This is a genomic window from Anaerocolumna cellulosilytica (genome assembly GCF_014218335.1).
GTDB classification, from domain to species: Bacteria; Bacillota; Clostridia; order Lachnospirales; family Lachnospiraceae; genus Anaerocolumna; species Anaerocolumna cellulosilytica.
Genome location: NZ_AP023367.1, coordinates 3,263,767 through 3,281,611, shown reverse-complemented (window position 1 = coordinate 3,281,611; position 17,845 = coordinate 3,263,767). Strand labels below are relative to the sequence as shown.

Sequence of the window (17,845 nt, the reverse complement as noted above, 5' to 3'; positions counted from 1 at the left end):
CTATGACAAGAAGACAAAAAAATATAGTAAATACAACACTTCGTTATCTCGTATTAATAGGTGTTGGTACGATTATGATATACCCTATGCTTTGGATGCTGGGAGCCTCCTTTAAGACAAGTAATAATGAGATATTCTCATCTATTGGAATCATACCGAAGAAATTCTCGATTCAGGCATATATTAATGGGTGGCAGTCAACAGAATATACATTTTTAACTTATTTGGTAAATACCTATAAAATTGTATTGCCGAAGGTAGTTGGTACCGTTTTATCTGCAACATTAACGGCTTATGGTTTTGCAAGGTTTCGGTTTAAAGGCAAGAAAATGTTTTATGCAATATTGTTATCTACATTATTTCTGCCACAGGTGGTATTAAATATTCCCCAGTATTTACTTTTTCGTAATTTAGGTTGGTTGGAACCATCACTTTCATACCTGCCGTTAATCATACCAACCTTTTTTGCCAGCGATACGTACTTCGTATTTATGTTAGTACAGTTTTTGAGAGGGATACCAAAGGAGTTAGAGGAAGCGGCAAAGATTGATGGATGTAATTCCCTGCAAACCTTGTGGTTTATTATTTGTCCGGTTTTAAAGCCTTCTATCGTATCAGCTGCGTTATTTCAGTTTATGTGGTCCTCCAACGACTTTATGGGACCATTGATTTATGTAAAGACCGTAGCAAAATATCCAGCTTCATTAGGACTACGGTTGTCTATGGATGCAGATGTTGGTTTTGAGTGGAATAAGATACTGGCAATGTCTATTATAACTTTACTTCCATCTCTGATTGTATTCTTTGCAGCACAGAAGCAGTTTGTAGAGGGGGTTACTGCCGGAAGTGTAAAGGGATAATGCAGCGGGATTCTTAGTTTCGTGTACAAGGACTGGAAATTCTGGTTATTTTATAGTAAAATAGATGTAACCAATTGCTTAAACTTAAGTGAATTGGACATTATAATCGGATAAAAATCTAGTTGAAAGGTTCGGGAAAGTGGGCAATGGCTTTACGGACCCGAATTCCTTAAGAGAAAGGCAGGAATTATGAGAATCGGAATCAGAGCACATGACATGGAACAGGCACCATTGGAGGAATTAGTTGCTAATATAGCAAAGAAAGGCTTTAAATGCACCCAATTAGCTTTAAAAAAAGCAATTCATGATTTTAATGTGAATCCGGAAGCTTTTTCACCTGGGATGGCATTGTATATAAAAGAAATATTTGCACAGAACAAGGTTGATATATCTGTTCTCGGCTGTTATTTAAATATTACAACACCGGACAAAGCGGAACATGTTAAAGTTATGGAAACATATAAGGCACATATCCGTTTTGCAAGCTTGTTAGGTTGTGGCATGGTAGGTACTGAAACTGGAGCAGTGAATGCACAATATATATTTGAAGAAGCGAATCATTCAGAGGAAGCACTACAGATTTTAATAGAGAATGTTAAAATTGTTGTAGATTATGCAGAAAAGATGGGTGTGATTTTCGCTATAGAACCTGTATATAGTCACATTATGTCCGATATTGATAGAACCTATAAGGTATTGCAAGCGGTAAATTCTCCGAATTTACAGGTTATATTTGATCCGGTCAATGTGATACATTACGGTAACTATCAACAACAGGATGAAATTATAAAAGGTGCTTTTGAGTTATTTGGAAAAGATATTGCAGCTATTCATGCAAAGGATTTTAAAGTGGAAGATAATAGAACCATCAGCGTACCTAGCGGAAGCGGTGGGCTGAATTCGGAATTATTGCTTGGTCTAGTAAAAAAACAAAAACCGCATATTCACGTGTTATTAGAAGATACAAAACCTTCTAATGCCATTGCTACAAGAGAATATCTGGAAAGAATATACCAATCTATAGAGTAAGAGGAAGTATGAAATGACGGTTACCATTAAAGATATAGCAAAGGAAGTGGGGGTTTCCTATTCTACGGTATCACGGGCATTAAGCGGAAGTTTGAGAACGAATCCGCAAACGAGGGAGAGAATTTTAGAGGCTGCTCAGAGGCTTGGGTATACGCCGAATCAGAATGCGGTTAACCTTAAGCTGGCTAAGTCTTATACAATTGGATTATATTTTTCAAATATCAGTAATATGTCTTCTCCTTTTATTCTTCATGATATCGTGAAATCTGTATACAGTAGTATAGATAACTCTTATAATGTTGTTGTAAAAGGTATTGACCGTCATGAACCCGGAAGCTTAAGTACTGCTAGGTATGATGGAATTCTTATTCTTAGCCAGAAACCGGAAGATGATGAATTTATAGAAGAAGCCATAGCAAAAGGAATACCGGTTGTGGTATTTAACCGAGCAGTATACCATACAGTGGCTAATATCCTTACCGATGAGGTTAAGGGAGAAGAGGAGGCAATGGAATATCTGCTTCAAAAAGGTCATAGAAAAATTGGCATTATTGAAGGAATTCCAAATCTTGCTTCTACCAGAGCCAGGCACAGAGGATGGAGAGAGGCTTTTGCTAAGTATGAACTTGATACAGCGGATGTTCCCATTGTAACTGGAGATTATCGTATAATGAGTGGCTATTACGGCGGTATAAAATTATTAAATCAGGATATCACTGCAATTTTATCATTTAACGATGAAATGGCCTTTGGTGCTGCAAGAGCTATCGAAGAAGCGGGACTTCACATACCGGAAGATATTTCAATTGTTGGCTTTGATAATATAAGCTGGTTAGGAGATACGGTATTTCCGTTGACGACAGTAGAACGAAATATGGGAATGCTTGCGGGTAAGGCAACTGAAATACTGTTTGATATTATTGAAGAACGAAAGGAAAGTGTTGGAAGGATTTATCTGGATACCAAATTGATAATTCGTAATTCAGTTAAAACGATTCATTAACAGGCAGACTTTGAGGGGGAGATGTTAAAAGTCTGTTTTACAGTTATGTGAGGATGTAATATATAATAAGAAACCGAATATTTTTATGATACTCTCTTTTCGTGGGATGGTTCTATTTTTGACCTAAAGCCTAGGAAAAGGAGATACATAAGAAGAGTTCGGTTTCTTTTTATGTAATAGAACAAATAACTAAACAAAAGAAAAAAGCATATAATAAAAAAAACAAGATAATAATAGCAAGTAACAAAAGAATATCAAAACGAATATATATTCATTTTTAGTATTTGAAAAGAGTAGTATGGATGTCTTTTTTTTATTAAATACATAAAAAATGTAATGAAAGTTTAAAGGTTTTGGGTGATAAAAAGTAGAGGTTAATTTAGAAAATTAGTAAATATATCTTGATTATTTTCTCTAATAATATTATGATATGAAAAGACGTTACTTATTTAATTCGTTAAATCATGAAACAACCTGACCATTTCCAATTCATAGGTTCAAGCAGGTGCATTCATAAAAGGAATTTATTACTATTTATAAATTTAATTGTATAAATTTTATATCCAGACCAAAGAAGGAGATGCTATTATGATTAAACTTTATGAAAAAGGTGCCTATATTTTACATGGCACAGAGATTATTGATGAATTAGAGGCAACCAATGAATTAGTTTCCTCCAAGTTAGGAAGAGCCTGTCAGAAGACAGATGCAGCAAAAAATACTCTTTCATACGAAATACTGAAAGTACATAATACTTCTGACAATATGGACAAACTAAAAATTAAATTTGATAAATTAACTTCTCATGATATTACTTTTGTTGGTATTATACAGACGGCAAGAGCAAGTGGACTGGAACAGTTTCCGGTTCCTTATGTGTTGACAAATTGTCATAACAGTTTATGTGCTGTCGGTGGAACTATTAATGAGGATGACCATATGTTCGGGCTGTCCTGTGCGAAAAAATACGGAGGAATCTATGTACCTCCTCACCAGGCAGTTATTCACCAATTTGCAAGAGAAGTATTAGCAGGTGGTGGTCAGATGATCTTGGGTTCTGACAGCCATACCCGCTATGGAGCTCTTGGTACTATGGCAATTGGTGAAGGTGGACCGGAGCTTGTTAAACAATTATTATCTCGTACCTACGATATTAATATGCCAGGAGTAGTTGGTGTATACTTGACCGGAAAGCCCAGAAAAGGTGTAGGTCCTCAGGACATTGCACTTGCAATAATTGGTGCAGTATTTAAAAATGGTTATGTTAATAACAAAGTCATGGAATTTATTGGGGATGGCATAAGCAACTTAAGTGTTGATTACAGAATAGGTATTGATGTTATGACCACTGAGACAACTTGCCTTTCTTCTATCTGGCTAACTGATGATAAAGTTAAAGAGTTTTATGAGCAGCATAACAGGATAGAAGATTTCAAGGAACTTACGCTAAAGGATGTTGTCTATTATGATGGATTGATTTATGTAGATTTAGCGGAAATAAAGCCTATGATTGCCATGCCGTTCCATCCTAGCAATGTTTATACGATTGAAGAACTAAATCGAAATTTATATGACATACTGGATGAAGTGGAAAAGAAGGTTATGATAAGTCTTGATAATAGTACAATTAAGTATCAGCTAAAAGATAAGGTACAAAACAACAGATTATATGTAGATCAGGGAGTTATTGCAGGTTGTGCCGGCGGTGGTTATGAAAATATCTGTGATGCAGCAGATATTTTAAATAATAAGTATATAGGTGCGGATGAATTCTCATTGAGTGTATATCCTGCCAGTCAGCCGATATTTATGGAACTTGTAAAAAACGGAACGATAGCAAGATTAATGGAAACCGGCGCGACAATTCGTACAGCTTTTTGTGGTCCATGCTTTGGTGCCGGAGATGTTCCTTCAAATAATGGTTTTAGTGTCCGACATACCACAAGGAATTTCCCTAACAGAGAAGGTTCTAAGGTAACAAGCGGACAGATAGCATCGGTAGCTTTAATGGATGCCAGATCTATAGCGGCGACCGCTGCAAATAAAGGATATTTAACATCTGCGGAAGATATTGATGCAGAATTCTTAAAACCTAAATATTTCTATGACAGTAAAATATATGACAACAGAGTTTACAATGGACTTGGAAAGCCGGATAAAATGACAGAGTTAAAATTTGGTCCGGGCATTGTTGATTGGCCTGCTATATCTGGATTAACAGAGGATATTGTATTAAAAGTAGTATCTGTTATCCACGATCCGGTTACAACGACAGATGAATTAATTCCTTCCGGTGAAACGTCCTCTTATCGCTCTAATCCTTTGGGACTTGCTGAATTTACACTTTCCAGAAAAGATCCTGCCTATGTTGGAAGGGCAAAAGAGGTACAAAAGGCAGAGAAGGCAAGAGTTGCCGGTGAAGATATATCCGCGGCGAATAGAGAAGTAGCTGAAGCTTTTGAAAAGATTAATACTAAATTTTCTATAGAAGCAAGAGACACCCAGATTGGAAGCTTGATATATGCAGTTAAACCAGGTGACGGTTCTGCCAGAGAACAGGCCGCTAGCTGTCAGAAGGTACTGGGGGGTCTGGCTAACATAGCAGAAGAATATGCTACCAAAAGGTATCGTTCTAATTTAATTAACTGGGGAATGTTGCCTTTCCTATTTAAAGAAGACCTTCCATTTGAAAATGGAGATTATATACTTGTTAAGGATGTAAAGAAGGCAATAAAAGAAAAGATATCTGAAATCAAAGCCTATGTTGTAACGAAAGAGATGAAAGAATTTACCTTAAAATTAGATGAATTAACAGATGATGAAAGAGAAATAATAGAAAAGGGCTGCTTGATTAATTATTATCGTGATAAAAACATGCAATAAGGACTTAAGAAACTAAATGGTTAAAATTAAAAGGCTGGGAATAGCTTATAGAGCTACGCCCAGCTTTTAAATGTGTGAATTTGTCTGTGTAAGGATTTGGACTTTGGTCTCTTTGGTACTTGTTATATTCATATAAATGTAATAAAATAAGAAAGAATAGGAAAGATTTGTCCTAAAAAGACAACGAGAAAGGGGTGGTCGCAATATGGCTGCAATCATAGATGGAAAAAAAATCTCCCAGGAAATAAAAGATGAGTTAAAAGGCAAAGTAAGTGCCTTGAGGGAAAAGGGGATAGAAGTAACTCTGGCCGTTATACAAGTTGGTAATGACCCGGCTTCCAGTGTTTATGTAGGTAATAAGAAGAAAGCCTGTGAATATATAGGAATCCGTTCCTTGGCCTATGAACTTTCCGAGGAAACAACTCAAGAGGAATTGTTAAAGCTGGTAGAGGAATTAAATAATAGAGAAGATGTGAATGGTATACTGGTGCAATTACCTTTACCTGCACACATACAAGAAGAGTATATCATAAAAGCAATCACACCCATAAAAGATGTAGATGGCTTTCATCCTTTTAATGTGGGAGCGTTAAGTATCGGCCAGAAAGGATTTGTATCCTGCACGCCGGCTGGTGTTATTGAACTTTTGAAGCGTTCCGGTATAAGTATTAACGGAAAGGAATGTGTTATAGTGGGCAGAAGTAATATTGTCGGAAAGCCTATGGGATTATTGTTACTTAGAGAGAACGGGACAGTAACAATTTGTCATTCCAAAACCAAAGATTTAAAGGAAGTAACGAAACGCGCAGATATTTTGGTGGTTGCACTCGGTAAACCTAAGTTTATAACCAAAGAATTTATAAAAGAAGGTGCTGTGTTGGTTGATGTGGGAATACATCGTGGAGAGGACAACAAGCTTTGCGGCGATGTTGATTTTGATGACGTTATAGATAAAGTCAGCGCAATTACACCGGTGCCGGGTGGAGTTGGACCAATGACGATTGCTATGCTGATGCACAACTGTGTTGAGAGTGTCAGAATGTAAAAGGGCTGGCAGTGGGAGAGAAAGAGTATGAATGATAACTTGTTAATAGAAGATAAACTATATCAAATTTTGAAGTGTGAGGATAGGGATATTATTAATCCCGAGGTTTTTGGTATATCTCCAACCTGGAAAAATGATAAAAACTTTGAATATAGTAATTTACTTATCATAAAAGATTTCCAATTGTTTCTAAAGAATTTAGAAGTAACTTCTGACAGGGGATTTCCTGAGATTAGCGGAAGAAATCCTGTGACTATCAAACTTGAAAATAATAGGGAGACAGTATTGTACGAAGATATTATGTATCCGGTCATTTTTACGGGAGCAGTTGTAATTGCTGCCGAGATATTAAAAACTTACGATATCCAGGGAGAACTACCCTGTTTTAGTTATAACCATGTAATTGAATTAATATTTCAAGATGGTAAACTGGTAACAACCATTGATCATAGCAAGGCGATGGTAAGAATCCGTAAAAATCTGGATTTAAGGTTACGAAGTCTGGAAAAAAAACGTGATATTAGATGTATAAAGAGGTTTATTGATACATCGTTTGTTGGTGATTATAAACATCCGGGGAAGAAACGGGAGAAAAAGCTGAAAAAGTTAAATGAGTACATTGTGAAATTAAAGGAAATAACTAATTTTTAGTATAAAATAAGTGCTGATGCAAAATCCATAGAAATCTGGAATTTACATCAGCACTTATTTTGCCTGGCATCCATACATGCAACTTCGCCTGTAAGCTTAAATTTAACGTGTGAAATTGCTTTCTTATTTCAGATTATTCTAATTCAACAACCTCAACAACCTCAACAACCGTATTGACCGCTGCACCTTGAGAATAAGTGAGGGTTATGGTATCACCAACATTATATTTGATAATAGATAAATAGGAAGCGACCTCAACGTCAAATATTTCAGTACTGTTATTTAATAATATATAATAATGGGAATTGCCATCTATAACACCTTCTGCAATTTTTGATATAGTTCCGGTGATTTTCGGAAGATTTGTAGTGTCTAATACTGTGACACCTCCGGATTTCAATGCAGAAAGATATTTTTTCTCACATTCATTTACGGTATCACCGATAGCAACAATATTGTACTTTGATATATTAACCATCGCATAGTTTTTTACTAATCCTGCGGCATCTTTTAATGCTATAAAATAGGTAGGTTCTCCTCCGATATTAAGAAGAAGGGGAAAAGTAGCGCGATATCCCAAATGTTGGACTTTACCTTCCGCAGAGGCCATGGCAGAGTATTCCTCAGCACCGGAGATTGAATAATAGCGAGTTTCCGCAGTTCTTTGATTCATCAGTACAAAACCGACATTAGATTCATCACCACCAACAGAAGTTACACCGGTATATACCCACACATCGTCTTCAAGAGCAATATAATTATAGCCATCTGTTGTCTGCAGAGAATCTTTCTGACTAATTACAGAATTCCAGTAACCATGCTTTAAGGTACCGTAATAATCATATAAGGTAATTAATAATTCAGCAGAGTATACTCTGTCTACCCATTGAGGGACTTCATCTATTTTGTAATCCTTGTGCTCTCCAGTTATAGCATTTACTATAACCACATTTCCGATAGTCTGTCCGCCGAATAACCCAATGGTATAATCTTTAACGGGGCAAATCCAGTAAGGGGTACCTTCATCATCTATTTCAAAATTTAGTGTATCAAAGATATATGTCGGATAATGGAAACGCAGATAACGATATATATTTCTTCCGAAATGTTCAGCTTCTGAATATTTAATACCTTCCTGTAGTTTTACAAGTTCTACTTCCTGAGTGGCCATATCTATTTTCATGTAAGCTGGGACACCTTTAGATCTATTATTAAGCCATTTGAAAAAGCTGCCGTAACGCAAGGGAGATACTCTGGTGGGAGCACTCTGGTAATTAATCTGGGTATAGTTATTACTTACCTCAAACTGGGATACATATTCAAGAATGCTGCCCATTGTTCTTGAACCTAATAAAGCAGCGGAGTCTTTATCCAGAATAGGTATTTCATTATACGAAATTTCTTTTATATCCTCTTGAAAGTCACGCTCGGATATCGTTAATAGCTGCTGATATTTTCCTGCATTTACGATAGGAGAAGATAATAGGCTGCCTATCAAGTAAACAGCTAATAAAGCAAGGGTAATACCCATGGAAATGGTAAATAACTTATTCTTAAACATAGGACCGGGAAGTCTTCGGCCTTTTTTGTCCAAATTAGCGGTTGCAAAGCCGACACATGTGCTGATTACTAGAAAAGCAATCAGGATAAAAAACCAGAAACCCGGAGAGTGAATATTAATAGCCGGTAAGGTTACATAATAATAAATATAACCTGCAATTACTATTAAAACTAAGGGGATTATAATCTTTAGAAACTTTTTCATAACTACCTCACATTCTGCTGTTTACAGCCATAAATCAGATTAAAGCTTTCAATTTGTTTCTATCATAACAAATATGAGATAAATGTCAATTATAAATGAATTAGATTTTCATGAGAAATAAAGGTTTTCTTTTTATGGAAAAGCTGTTAAAATGACAAGGATGATATTTTTTAACATAATTTTTTATACGGAGGTTGACATGAATATATTTTTTGTTTCACTAGGTTGTGATAAAAATTTAGTGGACAGTGAGGTAATGCTAGGACTAATTCGTGAAAGAGGTTATCAAATTACAGGTTCAGAAGAAGAAGCAGATGTAATTGTTGTAAATACCTGTTGTTTTATAAATGATGCGAAAGAAGAAAGTATAAATACAATACTTGAAATGGCAGAATACAAAAAGAGCGGTGACTTAAAGGGACTTATTGTTACCGGCTGTATGGCACAGCGCTATAAAGCAGACATTCAAAAGGAAATTACAGAAGTAGATGCTATATTAGGAACCTCAAGTTACGATGAAATTGTAAAGGTTATTGATGAAGTAATGGAAGGTGGGAAATCTGTAGTAAGATTAAAAGAACTGGATTATGATGCGAAAGTAACAACGAATCGTATTAATACGACAGGAGGCTATTTTTCTTATCTAAAAATTGCAGAGGGTTGTGATAAACATTGTACCTACTGTATCATTCCTAAGATACGGGGAAATTATCGTAGTATACCTATGGAACGACTGATAACGGAGGCAAAAGAACTTGTTAAGGGTGGTGTCCGTGAGTTAATTTTGGTAGCTCAGGAAACCACTCTTTATGGTAAGGATATCTATGGAGAAAAATCACTGCCGAGGCTTTTGAAGGAATTAAGTAAGATAGAAGAATTGGAGTGGATTCGTATCCTTTATTGTTATCCGGAAGAAATTACCGATGAATTGATTGAAGTAATCAAAACGGAGAAGAAAGTCTGTAAATATCTTGATATGCCCATACAGCATGCATCAGATCATATATTAAAGAAGATGGGCAGAAGAACCAGTAAGAAGGAATTGGTGAATATTATCGGTCGTTTAAGAGAACATATTCCTGATATCACTCTAAGGACAACATTGATTACCGGTTTCCCAGGTGAAACGGAAGAAGATCATACAGAGCTTGTAGAGTTTGTAGAGAATATGAGATTTGACCGGCTTGGAGTCTTTATGTATTCAAAAGAAGAGGATACACCGGCTGCAAAAATGAAACCTCAGATTCGAAAACAGATTAAAAAGGAAAGACAGGCTGAGATTATGGAAGTTCAGCAGAACATTGCTTTCAAACGTGCTGAAGATATGGTGGGACATAACTTTAGAGTCATGATTGAAGGCAAACTTCCGGAAGAGAATGAGGAAGCTTATCCGGGTTATGAGGGAAATGTATATATTGGAAGAACCTATATGGATGCGCCAAATGTAGATGGATATATCTTTGTACGAGCTAGAGGTGAATTAATGTCTGGTGAATTTGTAGAAGTAATGGTCACAGATGCTAAAGGTTATGATTTAATTGGAGAACTTACTTGATTTCCTAAGTGAGACAGTCTATAATAATATTATTTCCATATATCGGAAGGAAGGGTGCAATTCATGAATCTGCCTAATAAAATTACAATTGCCAGAGTGTTTATGATACCTGTTTTTCTAGTGCTATTTATGGTTCCAGGTATCCCCGGGGGGAAATACTGGGCAGCTGCAATATTTATAATCGCTTGTCTTACTGACGCCTTGGATGGTTATTTGGCTAGAAAGTATAACCTAATTACCAACTTTGGAAAATTTGCAGATCCGTTAGCAGATAAGCTTTTGGTGTCAGCAGCTTTAATTTGCTTTGTAGAGTTAAAGTTGATACCTGCCTGGATTATTATTGTTATTATATCCAGAGAGTTTATAATCAGCGGTTTTCGATTGGTTGCGTCAGATAATGGCGTTGTAATTGCAGCTAGTAAAATTGCAAAATTTAAAACGACGGCCCAGATGATTATGTCTATTTTATTAATTATTAATTTTGATTACACTGTATTTAATATGTTGGAACAGATTTTTATTTATCTATCACTTGTTTTGACAGTACTATCCTTAATTGATTACTTATATAAGAATAAAAAGGTGTTGATAGAGCAAGGCTAATTAAGGAGGCGTCCTATGATAGCAGAATTAATAAGCGTTGGTACAGAAATATTACTTGGTAATATAGTGAATACCAATGCAAACTACCTGGCAGTAAAGCTTGCAGAACTGGGGATTTCGAATTATTTTCAGATTACTGTGGGTGATAATGAAGAAAGACTTGCCGATACCATAAAGACAGCTTTAAATCGTTCGGATATTGTTATTATTACAGGAGGCCTTGGACCTACAAAGGATGATTTGACCAAGGAAGTAACAGCAAGAGTTCTGGGTAAAGAACTGGTAGAGGATGTACATTCCAGAGAACAAATCAAAAGTTACTTTGCAGGCAGGAATGTAAAAGACATTACTTCTAATAACTGGAAGCAAGCGCTTGTAGTGGAAGGCAGCATCGTCATAGACAATTATAATGGTACAGCACCTGGACTGATTGCAGAATCTGTCAATGGCAAAAAAATTATACTTTTACCGGGACCTCCAAATGAACTTTATCCAATGTTCGAAGAGGGTATAATACCATATTTGAGAAGTTTACAGACGGCTGTTTTTTATACTGAAATGGTTAAAGTATGCGGTATTGGCGAAAGTAAAGCTGAAACTATGATTGCGGATATTATTGCTGCCCAGACAAATCCTACAATTGCCCCATACGCAAAAGATGGAGAGGTACACCTAAGGGTTACAGCTTCTGCAACTACAATTGAAGAAGGCAGAAATCTTGTTGAACCTATGGTTAAGGAACTGAGAAAGAGATTTCAGAATACGATTTATACGACCAGAGAAGAAGTAAACCTGGAAGATGTTGTTGTTAAGCTATTGACTGATAATAAACTTACCGTAGCTTTGGCTGAATCTTGTACAGGAGGTCTGTTGGCCGGACGCATTGTGAATGTAGCCGGCGTATCGTCTGTTTTAGGTGAAGGTTTTATAACCTATTCCAATGAAGCAAAACAGAAATATCTTGGCGTAGATGCAGAAACACTAAAAAGCCATGGTGCTGTGAGTGCAGAAACTGCGATAGAGATGGCTAAGGGAGCGGCAAAGGCAGCAGGAAGCGATGCATCTATAGCTGTTACAGGAATTGCAGGGCCTGAGGGTGGTACACAAGAAAAACCAGTAGGGCTTGTATACGTGGCCTGCTATTTACAGGGCAAGGTAACAGTACAAGAGCTTCGTCTAAAAGGAAATCGACAAAAAATAAGGAATTCTACGGTTATTTATGCATTGAATTTATTAAGAAATTGTATTCTCGATGAAAGCTAAAAGGATTTGAACGTGTTAATTGTTGGAAATAAGTAACGGAAATGGCATCAATCGTTTAGAATAAAAAAACAACAATGTATAAGTTATAGAGTTTATGTATAAATACACAAAAATAGGTATAATTGTTAATATATGTAGATTTTGTAATATCACTTCGTTGTGCTAGTATCTGTCTGAAAAGGAATGTGATTATGTTTCTTTCAATCTTTGCAAACATGAAATTATCAAGGTTTTAACATAAAAATGACATAGTTAAGGAATATTATTAGCATTAGAAAGTAGAATTTGGTTGTTGTATAAATATTAACCAGGCATGGAATTGATTTCTGAAAACTGCTTTGTATGATGATGGGAAAAATCTATTGATTTATAAATAATATTTTAACTGGTATCTTGGTATTATATGTAAGGAGAGATTGTATTGAAGATTAAGATAGTCAGACAGATGTGCTTATCAGCTGCTTTGATATTGGCTTTAACAACTACAGCTTGTTCTCCCGCACGTAATAAGTCTATTGACGGAAGTGCTGGTGATATGTTTTCAGAAAATATCGAGCTTCAAAACTCAGATACGGAAGTTGAGACTAAAAATAGTGAAACGGTATCTGATTCTATATTGCAACCAACAGACACACCCAAGGGAGAAAAAGGAACAGGTCAGCCTGCTCCCGTTGCCAGTATAGAGGTACCCATCTATACAATAAATCAAAATACACAGGAAGTGGAATCTGTTGTAGCTTTAGTACCTGAAAATAGTGAATTGACACCTGAATTAATTGTTGATTTAGTGATTGATTCCTTTGATGACAGACTCATATCAGTGGGAATCGAGAATGTTACTACGGATAAGGATACAGTTATAGTCAGTTTTTTAAATGACTATGCACCCCTTATTAATGTTGGAAGCGGTGTAGAGACCACCATATTAGACGCCATTGCTCAAAGTCTTGTGGACAATCTTAAGGATGAATATCCTAAGGTGATCTTTAGAGTAGAAGGAAAAGAATATTCTTCTGGACATTATTTGTTTGGGTTAAATGAAGTTTATCTTGATGGAACGAAAACAAAATAGACTTTGTAATTATCATTTGAATATAGCTATAAAAAATTCTGATTCCGATAAAACCGGAATCGGAATTTTTCCATATAACTTTAAGAAAATATAAATAAAGAAAGTACCGCGAATGGGTTCATTGAATCCGTGGATTATCATTCGCATCGTGGTAGCGATAGGGATAATAATGAGTAATACAAAAATAGAAGTTATCGTAGTTGGAGGCGGTGCGGCAGGAATGTTTTCTGCTATTATTGCAGCTAGAAACGGTAAAAAAGTAGTTCTTCTTGAAAAGAATGATAAACTTGGAAAGAAATTATATATAACAGGAAAGGGAAGGTGCAATATTACCAATGCCTGTGATATAGAGGATTTGTTTCAAAATGTCGTAACAAATAGAAAGTTTTTGTATGGAGCATTTTATGGTTTTACCAATTTTGATTTTATGCAGTTTTTAGAAGATATCGGTTTGAAAACAAAAATAGAACGTGGTAACCGTGTATTTCCTGAATCGGACAAGTCTTCTGATGTAATTGGAGCATTGTTAAAAGAATTAAAACGTCTTCAGGTAGAGATTCGCTATCAAAATGAGGTTACAGATATACTGTATCAGGGTACTGTATTTCAAGGGGTTCAAATCAACCATGCTGATATTTTGTATGGAGAAAAATTGATTGTAGCCACCGGAGGATTATCCTATCCCTCTACAGGTTCTACCGGTGATGGATACCGTTTTGCAAAGGCAGCCGGGCATTCTATAACTAAACTATATCCTTCTCTTGTCCCCATGAATATAGAAGAAGCTAGGCTTGTGAAGGAATTGCAGGGACTTGCTCTCAAAAATATTAAAATATCCATAAACTCAAAAGGTAAAGAGATTTATTCGGATTTTGGTGAGTTGCTATTTACCCATTTTGGTGTCAGCGGACCGGTTATTCTTAGTGCCAGCAGTTATTGTATACCTTATATGGAGAATAAGGATTTAATATTGTCAATCGATTTAAAACCTGCATTAACCAGAGAACAGCTTGATGCCAGAATATTAAGAGATTTTGAAGAATTTAGCAACAAACAATATAAGAATGCACTAGATCAACTCTTGCCACGAAAGTTAATTCAAGTTATAATAGCATTAAGCAAAATCGACCCGGAAAAAAAAGTAAATTTCATAACCAAGGAAGAGCGCAGCAGATTGGTACAGCTTCTAAAAGGCTTGGAACTTCATATTAGTAGATTACGGGATTACAATGAAGCAGTTATAACAAAAGGTGGCATACAGGTAAAAGAAATTAACCCAACAACAATGGAGTCTAAACTGGTGTCAAATGTATTTTTTGTTGGAGAAGTACTGGATTTGGATGCCTTAACAGGTGGATTTAACTTACAGATTGCGTGGTCAACAGCTTATTCTGCTGGAAATGCAGTTTGATTTTGTGAATTTTATAGGTAAAATAATGCGGATAGGATAAAGAAAATGAAAAACTACAATATTGCAATAGATGGACCTGCCGGTGCGGGGAAAAGTACCATTGCAAAAAAAATTGCGGAGCAGTTAAAATTTATCTATGTAGATACTGGTGCTATGTACCGTGCAATGGGATTATTTGTTATTAGCAAAGAAATTGCTGCAACAGATGAGCGAAGCATAGCAGCGGCCTGCAATGAAGTTACTATATCGCTCAATTATCAGGAAGGAGTGCAGCAGGTACTGCTTAATGGTGACAATGTAACAGGTCTAATAAGAAGTGAAGAAGCAGGAATGATGGCTTCTGCTGTGGCGAAAATTAATGAAGTAAGAAAAAAGATGGTCCAGCTTCAGAAAAAAATAGCCTCTTCCTCTAATGTTATTATGGATGGCAGAGATATTGGAACGGTGGTTCTTCCAAAGGCTGATTTAAAGATATATTTAACTGCAGGCTCTAAAGAAAGGGCCTTGAGGCGTTTTAAAGAGTTGCAGGAAAAAGGAATTGACTGTAACATGAATGATATAGAGCAGGATATAATAAATAGAGATAACCAGGATATGCAGCGGGAGATTTCTCCCTTAAAGAAGGCAGAGGATGCTGTGTTATTGGATACCTCCAATTTAACGGTTGATGAGGTGGTTAAAGAGATTCTTTCCTTATTTAAAGCAAAAATTGGAGATTTTGATTCAGCTTATTAGCTAAAAAGGAGCTGTGTAAAATGAAAGAAGTAGTGCTTGCGGAAACTGCGGGGTTTTGCTTTGGCGTAAAGCGTGCAGTAGACACCGTTTATAATGAAATAGAAAAGGGCGGAAAAGTTTACACCTATGGTCCTATTATTCATAACGCCGAAGTAGTTGCAGATTTAGCCGAAAAAGGTGTTTCAGTCATTCAGACAATGGAAGAATTAAAAGGCATTTCCGAGGGTACAATAATTATACGTTCTCATGGTGTTTCAGAAGAGGTATATAATAATATAAAAGCCCGGGGACTAAAAATAATCGATGCAACCTGTCCATATGTTTTAAAAATACACAAAATAGTTAGGGAAAACAGCAATCTTGGACATCATATTGTTATAATCGGAAATAAGAAACATCCAGAAGTGGAAGGGATTATAGGCTGGTGCAAGAATAATTATACAGTTGTTGAAAGTGCCGAAGAAGCAGAAACCCTTGATTTATCAAGGAATAAAAAAATCTGTATTGTGTCCCAAACGACATTTAATTACAAGAATTTTCAAGATTTAGTTGAAATTATATCAAAAAAGGGTTATGATATAATTGTTCTAAATACAATTTGCAATGCCACCGAGGAGCGTCAAACAGAAGCAAGGAAGCTTGCCTTAGAATCTGACGCTATGGTTGTAATCGGAGACTTGCATAGTTCGAATACCAGAAAGCTTTACGAAATATCTAAATCAGAATGTGAAAATACTTACTATATACAGACACTTAGAGACCTGGATTTGGAGGAACTCCAATCTTTTCGTAGCGTAGGTATTACAGCAGGGGCATCCACCCCAAACAATATTATCAAGGAGGTTCATACCGCATGTCAGAAATGAGTTTTGAACAATTATTGGAGGAATCATTAAAAACAATACAAAACGGAGAGGTAGTAGAGGGCACTGTAATACGTGTAAAAGAAGACGAGATTGTCTTAAATATAGGCTACAAGGCTGATGGTATCATTACCAGAAGTGAATTTACGAACACACCAAATGCTGATTTAACTACAGCCGTTAAAGAAGGTGATGTATTACAGGCAAAGGTACTTAAAGTTAATGATGGAGAAGGACAAGTTCTATTAACTTATAAGAGATTGGCTGCTGAAAAAGGAAGTAAACGTTTAGAAGAAGCATTTAACAATAAGGAAGTATTAACTGCTAAAGTAGCTGCTGTATTAGAAGGTGGCTTAAGTGTTATAGTGGATGAAACAAGAGTGTTTATTCCTGCAAGCTTAGTTTCCGATGGATATGAAAAAAACTTAGGTAAATATGCAGGACAGGATGTTGAATTTGTTATCAGTGAATTCAATCCGAAAAAGAGAAGAATTATCGGTGATCGTAAACAATTAATCGTTGCTAAGAAACAAGCTATGCAAAAAGAGTTATTCGAAAGAATCAGTGCAGGTATGACTGTTGAAGGCGTAGTTAAGAATGTAACTGATTTTGGTGCCTTTATTGATCTTGGTGGTGCAGATGGACTTCTTCATATTTCTGAAATGTCTTGGGGTAGAGTAGAAAATCCTAAAAAGGTATTTAAAGTAGGCGATACGGTTAAAGTATTAATCAAAGACATCTCCGGAGAAAAGATTGCACTGAGTTTAAAATTTGAAGATGAAAATCCTTGGATTAAAGCTTCAGAAAAATATGCTGTAGGAAATGTAGTAACTGGAAAAGTGGCTAGAATGACAGATTTCGGTGCTTTTGTTGAGTTAGAACCCGGCGTGGATGCGTTACTTCATGTATCCCAGATTTCCAGAGAGCATGTTGAAAAACCAGCAGATGTATTAAAAGCCGGTCAGGAAATTACTGCAAGGGTTGTTGATTTTAATAACGATGAAAAGAAAATCAGCTTAAGCATTAAAGCTCTTGATGAAACTGCTGAAACAAATGATGCAGAAAGTGCAGACGCTGTTACAGAAGAATAATCGGAACTTAAGATAG

General features: G+C 36.0%; 15 protein-coding genes. 14 read left to right on the top strand and 1 reads right to left on the bottom strand.

Annotation, left to right across the window (positions count from 1 at the left end):
* Window positions 1-2 precede the first annotated feature (2 nt).
* The 6 genes from acsn021_RS13505 (at window position 3) to acsn021_RS13480 (ending at window position 7,471) form a co-directional block, all read left to right on the top strand.
* Complete coding sequence (locus tag acsn021_RS13505) at window positions 3-860, top strand: carbohydrate ABC transporter permease (protein WP_184095066.1); 858 nt, start codon at window positions 3-5, stop codon at window positions 858-860.
* Window positions 861-1,049: 189 nt separating this feature from the next.
* Window positions 1,050-1,889 carry a sugar phosphate isomerase/epimerase family protein gene (locus acsn021_RS13500; RefSeq protein WP_184095064.1) on the top strand — a complete coding sequence of 280 codons (840 nt, stop codon included), beginning with the start codon at window positions 1,050-1,052 and terminating at the stop codon, window positions 1,887-1,889.
* Between the two features lie 13 nt (window positions 1,890-1,902).
* On the top strand, window positions 1,903-2,892 hold the full coding sequence (locus acsn021_RS13495; protein WP_184095062.1) for a LacI family DNA-binding transcriptional regulator: 990 nt from the start codon (window positions 1,903-1,905) through the stop codon (window positions 2,890-2,892).
* A gap of 588 nt (window positions 2,893-3,480) precedes the next feature.
* Entirely contained in the window at window positions 3,481-5,775 is a 2,295-nt protein-coding gene (locus tag acsn021_RS13490; RefSeq protein ID WP_184095060.1) for a hydratase, read from the top strand.
* Window positions 5,776-5,980: 205 nt separating this feature from the next.
* Window positions 5,981-6,820 (top strand): bifunctional methylenetetrahydrofolate dehydrogenase/methenyltetrahydrofolate cyclohydrolase FolD, encoded by an 840-nt coding sequence (gene folD / locus acsn021_RS13485; protein WP_184095057.1) that lies wholly within the window; start codon window positions 5,981-5,983, stop codon window positions 6,818-6,820.
* Window positions 6,821-6,847: 27 nt separating this feature from the next.
* Window positions 6,848-7,471, top strand: a complete 624-nt coding sequence (locus acsn021_RS13480; RefSeq protein WP_184095055.1) for a hypothetical protein — start codon at window positions 6,848-6,850, stop codon at window positions 7,469-7,471.
* 133 nt (window positions 7,472-7,604) lie between these two features.
* Here the strand turns inward: acsn021_RS13480 and acsn021_RS13475 are convergent, their stop codons facing one another.
* Entirely contained in the window at window positions 7,605-9,236 is a 1,632-nt protein-coding gene (locus acsn021_RS13475) for a CvpA family protein (RefSeq protein ID WP_184095053.1), read from the bottom strand.
* 199 nt (window positions 9,237-9,435) lie between these two features.
* Here acsn021_RS13475 and rimO point away from each other — a divergent pair, with 199 nt between their 5' ends.
* From rimO to rpsA, 8 genes are all read left to right on the top strand, one after another.
* The gene (rimO, locus tag acsn021_RS13470; RefSeq protein WP_184095051.1) at window positions 9,436-10,791 is read left to right on the top strand and encodes a 30S ribosomal protein S12 methylthiotransferase RimO; all 1,356 of its coding nucleotides are present in this window, start codon (window positions 9,436-9,438) and stop codon (window positions 10,789-10,791) included.
* Window positions 10,792-10,854: 63 nt separating this feature from the next.
* Window positions 10,855-11,394, top strand: a complete 540-nt coding sequence (gene pgsA, locus acsn021_RS13465; protein ID WP_184095049.1) for a CDP-diacylglycerol--glycerol-3-phosphate 3-phosphatidyltransferase — start codon at window positions 10,855-10,857, stop codon at window positions 11,392-11,394.
* A gap of 15 nt (window positions 11,395-11,409) precedes the next feature.
* Window positions 11,410-12,657, top strand: coding sequence for a competence/damage-inducible protein A (locus acsn021_RS13460; protein ID WP_184095047.1), 1,248 nt, complete (start codon window positions 11,410-11,412; stop codon window positions 12,655-12,657).
* Between the two features lie 421 nt (window positions 12,658-13,078).
* Window positions 13,079-13,729, top strand: coding sequence for a hypothetical protein (locus tag acsn021_RS13455; protein WP_184095045.1), 651 nt, complete (start codon window positions 13,079-13,081; stop codon window positions 13,727-13,729).
* A gap of 169 nt (window positions 13,730-13,898) precedes the next feature.
* The gene (locus acsn021_RS13450) at window positions 13,899-15,140 is read left to right on the top strand and encodes a BaiN/RdsA family NAD(P)/FAD-dependent oxidoreductase (protein ID WP_184095043.1); all 1,242 of its coding nucleotides are present in this window, start codon (window positions 13,899-13,901) and stop codon (window positions 15,138-15,140) included.
* Window positions 15,141-15,185: 45 nt separating this feature from the next.
* A complete protein-coding gene (gene cmk / locus acsn021_RS13445) occupies window positions 15,186-15,875 on the top strand; it encodes a (d)CMP kinase (RefSeq protein WP_184095041.1) in 690 nt (229 codons plus the stop codon).
* Window positions 15,876-15,895: 20 nt separating this feature from the next.
* The gene (gene ispH, locus acsn021_RS13440; protein WP_184095039.1) at window positions 15,896-16,741 is read left to right on the top strand and encodes a 4-hydroxy-3-methylbut-2-enyl diphosphate reductase; all 846 of its coding nucleotides are present in this window, start codon (window positions 15,896-15,898) and stop codon (window positions 16,739-16,741) included.
* A complete protein-coding gene (rpsA, locus tag acsn021_RS13435) occupies window positions 16,729-17,829 on the top strand; it encodes a 30S ribosomal protein S1 (RefSeq protein WP_184095037.1) in 1,101 nt (366 codons plus the stop codon). The genes ispH and rpsA overlap by 13 nt, the downstream gene beginning before the upstream one ends.
* The last annotated feature ends 16 nt before the right edge of the window (window positions 17,830-17,845 follow it).

Excerpts from the sequence above, each read along its gene's own strand:
- acsn021_RS13505 (WP_184095066.1), top strand. The coding sequence starts at position 3 with ATGACAAGAAGACAAAAAAATATAGTAAATACAACACTTCGTTATCTC.
- acsn021_RS13500 (WP_184095064.1), top strand. The coding sequence starts at position 1,050 with ATGAGAATCGGAATCAGAGCACATGACATGGAACAGGCACCATTGGAG.
- acsn021_RS13495 (WP_184095062.1), top strand. The coding sequence starts at position 1,903 with ATGACGGTTACCATTAAAGATATAGCAAAGGAAGTGGGGGTTTCCTAT.
- acsn021_RS13490 (WP_184095060.1), top strand. The coding sequence starts at position 3,481 with ATGATTAAACTTTATGAAAAAGGTGCCTATATTTTACATGGCACAGAG.
- folD (WP_184095057.1), top strand. The coding sequence starts at position 5,981 with ATGGCTGCAATCATAGATGGAAAAAAAATCTCCCAGGAAATAAAAGAT.
- acsn021_RS13480 (WP_184095055.1), top strand. The coding sequence starts at position 6,848 with ATGAATGATAACTTGTTAATAGAAGATAAACTATATCAAATTTTGAAG.
- acsn021_RS13475 (WP_184095053.1), bottom strand. The coding sequence starts at position 9,236 with ATGAAAAAGTTTCTAAAGATTATAATCCCCTTAGTTTTAATAGTAATT.
- rimO (WP_184095051.1), top strand. The coding sequence starts at position 9,436 with ATGAATATATTTTTTGTTTCACTAGGTTGTGATAAAAATTTAGTGGAC.
- pgsA (WP_184095049.1), top strand. The coding sequence starts at position 10,855 with ATGAATCTGCCTAATAAAATTACAATTGCCAGAGTGTTTATGATACCT.
- acsn021_RS13460 (WP_184095047.1), top strand. The coding sequence starts at position 11,410 with ATGATAGCAGAATTAATAAGCGTTGGTACAGAAATATTACTTGGTAAT.
- acsn021_RS13450 (WP_184095043.1), top strand. The coding sequence starts at position 13,899 with ATGAGTAATACAAAAATAGAAGTTATCGTAGTTGGAGGCGGTGCGGCA.
- cmk (WP_184095041.1), top strand. The coding sequence starts at position 15,186 with ATGAAAAACTACAATATTGCAATAGATGGACCTGCCGGTGCGGGGAAA.
- ispH (WP_184095039.1), top strand. The coding sequence starts at position 15,896 with ATGAAAGAAGTAGTGCTTGCGGAAACTGCGGGGTTTTGCTTTGGCGTA.
- rpsA (WP_184095037.1), top strand. The coding sequence starts at position 16,729 with ATGTCAGAAATGAGTTTTGAACAATTATTGGAGGAATCATTAAAAACA.